At 61.9% G+C, this 6089-nt stretch carries 7 protein-coding genes; 2 read left to right on the top strand and 5 right to left on the bottom strand.

The window, feature by feature from the left end; all coding sequences use genetic code 11:
- The 5 genes from EOM25_11550 to EOM25_11530 form a co-directional block, all read right to left on the bottom strand.
- On the bottom strand, window positions 1-902 hold a 902-nt coding region (locus tag EOM25_11550), incomplete at its 3' end, for a formyltransferase (protein ID NCC25807.1).
- The gene (locus EOM25_11545) at window positions 899-1867 is read right to left on the bottom strand and encodes a glycosyltransferase (protein ID NCC25806.1); all 969 of its coding nucleotides are present in this window, start codon (window positions 1865-1867) and stop codon (window positions 899-901) included. The genes EOM25_11545 and EOM25_11550, both read right to left, overlap by 4 nt.
- The gene (locus EOM25_11540) at window positions 1864-3018 is read right to left on the bottom strand and encodes a UDP-4-amino-4-deoxy-L-arabinose aminotransferase (GenBank protein NCC25805.1); all 1155 of its coding nucleotides are present in this window, start codon (window positions 3016-3018) and stop codon (window positions 1864-1866) included. Before EOM25_11540 ends, EOM25_11545 begins: the two co-directional genes overlap by 4 nt.
- An 18-nt stretch (window positions 3019-3036) precedes the next feature.
- Window positions 3037-3408 carry a 4-amino-4-deoxy-L-arabinose transferase gene (locus EOM25_11535; GenBank protein NCC25804.1) on the bottom strand — a complete coding sequence of 124 codons (372 nt, stop codon included), beginning with the start codon at window positions 3406-3408 and terminating at the stop codon, window positions 3037-3039.
- A gap of 89 nt (window positions 3409-3497) precedes the next feature.
- Complete coding sequence (locus EOM25_11530) at window positions 3498-4274, bottom strand: 4Fe-4S dicluster domain-containing protein (protein NCC25803.1); 777 nt, start codon at window positions 4272-4274, stop codon at window positions 3498-3500.
- Window positions 4275-4288: 14 nt separating this feature from the next.
- Here EOM25_11530 and EOM25_11525 point away from each other — a divergent pair, with 14 nt between their 5' ends.
- Together EOM25_11525 and EOM25_11520 are read left to right on the top strand one after the other, a co-directional pair.
- Window positions 4289-5251, top strand: a complete 963-nt coding sequence (locus EOM25_11525) for an alpha-E domain-containing protein (protein ID NCC25802.1) — start codon at window positions 4289-4291, stop codon at window positions 5249-5251.
- Between the two features lie 360 nt (window positions 5252-5611).
- The gene (locus EOM25_11520) at window positions 5612-5992 is read left to right on the top strand and encodes a hypothetical protein (protein NCC25801.1); all 381 of its coding nucleotides are present in this window, start codon (window positions 5612-5614) and stop codon (window positions 5990-5992) included.
- The last annotated feature ends 97 nt before the right edge of the window (window positions 5993-6089 follow it).

Here is a 6089-nt window from a genome sequence, read left to right as displayed (position 1 = left end):
CCTTTGACCAGTCTGAGTTCGGAGGCCAGTTGGGTGCCGGACATGAAGACCCCGTCCTCGGACTGACCGGAGTCGATGCGCAAGGCGTTTCGGCCGGCGGCCACAGTCAGGGGGGCGGCGTCGAGAATGGTGCCGGGCCGGACGTCATGGCTCAGTTCGAGGACCGTGGCCGACCAGACAAGAATCTTGCGGGTGCCGATGTGGGTGAAGGCTCCGGGATAGGGCCGGGTTACGGCCCGGACCAGGTTCCGGATGGTTTCGGACGGCCGGTTCCAGTCGATTTCGCCGTCCGTTTGCCCTCGACCGGGAAAGACCGTGGCTCGGGCATGGTCCTGGGGAATCCGGGGAGCCGTCCCGGCCAGAACCAGGGGCAGGGCCTCGTTCAGCAGGGTCTGGGCAGTGGTGACGGCCTTGGCGTGCAGATCCCTGGCCGTGTCGTTTTCGGCAATGGGGAAAGCCTTCTGGGAAACGATGTCCCCGGCGTCGGGCTTTTTCACCATGTAGTGCAGGGTGACTCCGGTCTCGGCCTCGCCATTGACCAGAACCCAGTTCAAGGGGCAGCGGCCCCGGTAGGCCGGAAGCATGGAGCCGTGGAGGTTCAGGGCCCCCTGAGGCGGAATGGCAAGAATCTCCGGTCCGACCAGGTTCCGGTAGTAGAAGGAGAAGATCACGTCCGGGGCCATGGCCCGAATGGTCTCCACCCAGAGGGGATGGTTGACGTCCAGCGGGGCATGGACCGGGATGCTACGGGAGGCGGCCAGCTCGGCCACGGATTCGAACCATTGGGTTTCGGCCGGGTCGTCGGTGTGGGTGATGACGGCCTGGACGTCGAAGCCGTGGTCGAGCACGGCCTGAAGTCCCGTGCAGCCGATGGTGCTGTAGGCGAGAACAAGAGCTTTCATGGACAGTCCTGTGTTTTGGTCTTGGCGGCCGATTTTCGGCCGACGATGTGATCGACGATGTATCGGGGCCTGGCCCGGACGTCACTGTACGTTCGGCCCAGATATTCGCCCAAAAGGCCCATGCCGATGAACTGCAGGCCGCTGAAGACAAAGAGAAGGGCGAACAAGGTGAAAACACCACCCACGGCCCATTCGGGGCCCATGATCAGACGCATGAGGAGCAGAAAGAGGCCCAGGAACACGCCCAGAGCGGCGATGAGAGCTCCGGTCATGCTCAGGATGCGAAGGGGGGCCGTGGACATGCTGGTCAACAGGTCGAAGTGCAGGTTGACGAGTTTCCAGAGACTATACTTGGATTCTCCGGCCTTGCGCTGGGCGTGATCCACTTCGATTTCGGCCGTTTTGCTGGCGAAGGTGTTGGCCAGAATAGGGATGAAGGTCGAGCGTTCGTGGCAGTCGAGCATGGCCTGGACGATGCGCCGACGATAGGCCCGGAGCATGCATCCGTAGTCGCGCATGTCCCCACCGGTGTAGTGGCGGACCATGCGGTTGACCATGGCCGAGGCCGTGCGGCGGAACAGGGTGTCCTGACGATGGGCCCGGACGGACCCGACAACATCGACGCCCGGAGCCATGGCCGTGACCAATCTGGGGATTTCCTCGGGAGGGTTCTGGAGGTCGGCGTCCAGGGTGATGACGATCTCCCCCCGGGCCTGGGCGAACCCGGCCATGATGGCCGAGTGCTGGCCGTAGTTCCGGTTGAGGAGGATGCCGATGACCCGTTCGGGATGTCTGGCAGCGGCTTCCTCGATCATGCTTCGGGAGGCGTCTGAACTGCCGTCGTCCACGAAAACCAGTTCAAAAGATCGGCCCATGGCCTCGCAGGCGGCGAGACAGCGCTCCAACAGTTCGGGAAAGTTCTCCTCCTCGTTGAAGACCGGGACGACCACGGAAACGTCGATCATGAAATCAGGACCTCCTTCATGGTCCGCACCACCCTTTGGACGTCGTTTTCGGTCATGTCCGGAAAGAGCGGCAGGGAGAGGATGCGGTCGGAGTTGTACTCGGTGTTCGGCAAGAGCCCATACCCGGTGCCCATGGATTCCCGGTAGTACCGGTGTAGGTGGGCGGCCCGGAAATGGAGGCCGGTGCCGATGCCCCTGCTTTTGAGGGCCTCCATGAAGGCGTCGCGGCCCATTTTGACCCGGTCGATGTTCAGACGAACGACAAAGAGATGCCAGGAGTGGACCATGTCGAAGGGGGCTTGGGATCTCAACGGACGGATTTCATCCATTCCGGTCAACAGTTCCAGGTACAGTCCGGCCAGTGCTCGGCGGCGGGCGTTCATTTCCTCCAGACGGCGGAACTGGGACAGGCCCAATGCCGCGCACATATCCGGGAGATTGTATTTGAAGCCCGGTTCCTGGACCTCGGCCTGGGGAGCCCGGCCATGGGTCTGGCGGTCGAAGGCGTCCACGCCCAGGCCGTGGAAGCGCAGCCGTCGGACATGGTCGGCCAGGGCCTGATCCGGCGAACAGAACATCCCACCCTCGGCCGTGGTGATGTTCTTGATGGGGTGAAAGGAAAAGATGGCCGTGCCGTCGGCTCCCACGGGCCGTCCTTTGTAGCGGGTACCAAGGGCGTGGGCGGCGTCCTCAATGACGGGCACACCCTTGGCGGCGGCAAGGTTCCGAATGGGGTCCATGTCCGCTGCCGCGCCGGCAAAATGCACCGGAACGATCAGGCGGGTCTTTTCGGTCAGGCACGGGGCCAGGGTCTCGGCCGTGACCATGAGGGTGTCTCTGTCCACATCGGCGAAGACCGGAGTGGCTCCAACGAGGCGAATGAGATTCACCGTGGAGACCCAGGTCATAGCCGGGGTGATTACCTCGTCGCCGGGGCCAATCCCCAGGGCGTGGAGAGCCAAGTGCATGCCGGCCGTGGCCGAGGTGAGACTCACGGCCCGGGCCGGAGGCATGGAGGCGGCAAAGGCTTCTTCGAACTCGGCGCAGACTTTGCCGGTGGTGATCCAGCCCGAGGTCAGGACCTCGGTCACGGCCCGGACATCCTCGGGCGTGACGCTGGGCCTGGAAAACGGCAGAAAATCAGTGTTCATGGCTGTTGAGGACCGGCATCAGGCGCTTCGGGAGACGAGGTAGACACCGAGGCAAATAACGACGATGCCGCTGACGCGGGTCATGGTCAAAGGTTCGTTGAAAAAGGCCTTTCCGGCCAGGGCAGCAACGATGTAGCCGATGCTGAGCATGGGATAGGCGAAACTCACATCCACCCGGGAGAGGACCATGAACCAGATGATGATGCTGGCCGCATAGCTGATCATGCCAGCCATGATGCAGGGACTGGTTGACAGCTTGAGGCTCACGGGAAGGATGTTGACGATGGAGAAATCGAAATGACCGATAAGGATCATTCCTTTCTTGATGAGAATCTGGGCGGCGGAGTTGAGCAGAACACCGGCTAGAATTAGGGGAAAATAGGCGTTCATTGACGAAGTGGGCACGAAAACTCCCGTGAAGGCCCGAAAGGCCCTGGGTTGCGGGCAAAAGATGTGATTAGTGAAGGCCCTGGAATCTGTCAACGCGACCCGGCCGGTGTCGATTCGGAAGCCTGGACGAGTCTGTCGACGATCAGAGGTTGGACCGGACCATGCGTTTCAACGAGCCGCAAGGCCTTGGCAGGACATTGGCCAACGCATACTCCGCAACCCATGCAGAGAGTTGGATCGACCCGGGCGAAATTTTCGACAAGCTCCAGGGCCTTGAAGGGACAAGCCCGGACGCACTTGCCGCAACCCTGGCAGATATCCAGGTCGATCTGGGGCAGAAGACCGGATGGAGACAGCATGGGAACGCCGTTGCGCATGGCCTGCATGGCCCCGCAGCAGCAGGAGCAGCAATTGCAGATGGCGTAGAAGCGGCCGAGCATGGCCTCCTTGAAGAAGGCGTGGTGGACGTGGCCCCGGCGGTCTTCGGCCTCGAGGATGTTTACGGCCTCTTCCGGGGTGATCCAGCGCGATCGTCCGGGGTGGTGTTCGGCAATGAATGAGGCGAAGGGTTCGCCCACGATGAGGCAGACATCCAGCGGCAGGCAGGGCTTGACCCTGGATGCCCGGCAGGGGCAGTCCATGACCACAATGCGGTCAGGGTTCTTGAGAACGATATCCCTGGCTCTGGCGTAGGGGATGACATGCTCGAGGTCCCGGATCTCGATGTTCCGGTTCAAGGTGATGAGCCGGGCGGCTGTCTCCAGCGGCACGGCCTTGCCATGGTAGGTGTCGGCGAAGGATGGCCCGTCATCATCCGACCAGAGGCCGAGCCGTCGGCAGAGACAGAAGCGAATCCAATCGAGCATAGGGGTCGGAACACATGCTCTCGCGTGTTGCAGAAAACATCTACTGGATGGCCCGCTATGTCGAGCGGGCCGAGAATACCGCCCGTATCGTGACGGTCAACGCCAACCTCCTGCTGGACCTGCCGAAGGGCATCGCGCCGGGTTGGAGGCCATTAGTCGACATCACGGGTGCGAATGCGCTTTTCGAGGAACATTACAAGGACTATAGCGAGCGCAATGTGGTGCGCTTTTTTATTGCCGACGAGCGCAATACCGGATCCATCGCCTCCGCCTTGATCGCGGCGCGCGAGAATTGCCGAACCATTCGCGACTTCGTACCGCGCGAGGTCTGGGAGCTGCTCAACGAGATCTATCTCTTCGCCCGCGAGGATCTCCCCAAGGGGATAACGAAGGGCGGCCGGCATGCGTATCTCAAGCGGGTGATCCAGGGTGCGCAGAACATCAACGGCCTGCTCTCCGGGACCATGCTGCACGACCAAGGCTATGATTTCCTGCACCTGGGGCGCTTTCTGGAACGTGCGGACATGACGACACGCATCATCGACGTGCGCTCCGCCAATCTGCTGCCCGAGGAGACGACCGAGCTGCGGCCCTTCGAGACCATACAATGGGTCAGCGTGCTGAAATCCATGACGGCCTACCAGGCCTATCGGCGCAGCGAGCAGATTCGCGTCCTGCGCGGCCCCGTGTTGCGCTTTCTCTTTCAGAACGAGTCGTTCCCGCGCTCGGTCGTCCATTGCATCGACGCGCTGCGGACCAGTCTTTCGAAGCTGCCGCGCAACGACTCCGCCCTGCGCGTGGCGGGACGGCTCAAGCGCAATCTCGAAGGGACCGAGCCGCGTCGACTCAATCAGCAACAGCTGCATGCCTTTATCGACGACCTTCAAGTGGGGATCGGCGATCTGCACGAGGAGCTTGCACGGACCTGGTTCCCGCCGCCTCCCGAGACGCAGACCCAATCGCAAACGCAGGACTGAAGCTGAATCGCGTCCGAAGCTCGATGCAGGGTTCGAGCTCAGCGCCACGCGATTCAGAAAGAAGTGGACCTAAACCGCGCCCGGTACGGTATGCGTAATTTGCTGGAATGGCTTGGCCGCGCCAGCTCCGACGACTGTCGGAGTTGTCGCGGTTTAAAGTATTGAAGAATATTTAAACTCCGATCTCCGCGGCCAAACCTACCAGCCAAACGGATCCCCTCAAACCCCGGTCAAGCACCTGAAACATCCGAACGGCCGCCGCCCGAGCACTCGAATCGGAGCGCCAAAAGGTCTCGAATGGACGCCTCGGGGAAAACCCTGCACCATGAAAGCCCCTTCTCGCCGAACCGGGAGCCAAAGGTGACCCCAGACCCTCTGTCGATCGTGGATACCTATCTCGCCGCCCAATTGGCGCGGGACTACGAGACGATGCGCGGCCTTCTTGCCGACAGGGGGTTCTGCTATCGCAGTCCGATTGCGAGCTTCGATCGAGCGGAAGACTTCATCCAGTACGCCGCCCTGACGAGCGGCATCCTCCTCGACAGAGAGATCCGCAAGGTCTTTGTCGACGGCGAGGATGTCTGCCATTTCATCACCTATCGGATCCAGATCTCCGAGAAGCTCGCCGTCGAGGCCGCACAATGGTCGCGCGTGCACGAGGGTCGGATCCAACGGATCGAGGCGATCTTCGACGCCTCGGTCTATCGCGAGCTCTTTCCGAACGACGAGCCTGCCCCCTGAGCCGCCCTCATTCGGCGACCGGCAACCAGCGGGCCAGGGTATTGCGCAGCTCGGCGAGCTTGACCGGCTTGGCGAGATAGTCGTCCATCCCGGCATC

The sequence above is a fragment of the Deltaproteobacteria bacterium genome, assembly GCA_009929795.1.
Taxonomy (GTDB): Bacteria; Desulfobacterota; Desulfovibrionia; order Desulfovibrionales; family Desulfomicrobiaceae; genus RZZR01.
This window is presented reverse-complemented; position numbering and strand designations above follow the sequence as displayed.

Coding starts and splice junctions, on each gene's coding strand:
- EOM25_11545 (NCC25806.1), bottom strand. CDS start 1,867: ATGATCGACGTTTCCGTGGTCGTCCCGGTCTTCAACGAGGAGGAGAAC.
- EOM25_11540 (NCC25805.1), bottom strand. CDS start 3,018: ATGAACACTGATTTTCTGCCGTTTTCCAGGCCCAGCGTCACGCCCGAG.
- EOM25_11535 (NCC25804.1), bottom strand. CDS start 3,408: ATGAACGCCTATTTTCCCCTAATTCTAGCCGGTGTTCTGCTCAACTCC.
- EOM25_11530 (NCC25803.1), bottom strand. CDS start 4,274: ATGCTCGATTGGATTCGCTTCTGTCTCTGCCGACGGCTCGGCCTCTGG.
- EOM25_11525 (NCC25802.1), top strand. CDS start 4,289: ATGCTCTCGCGTGTTGCAGAAAACATCTACTGGATGGCCCGCTATGTC.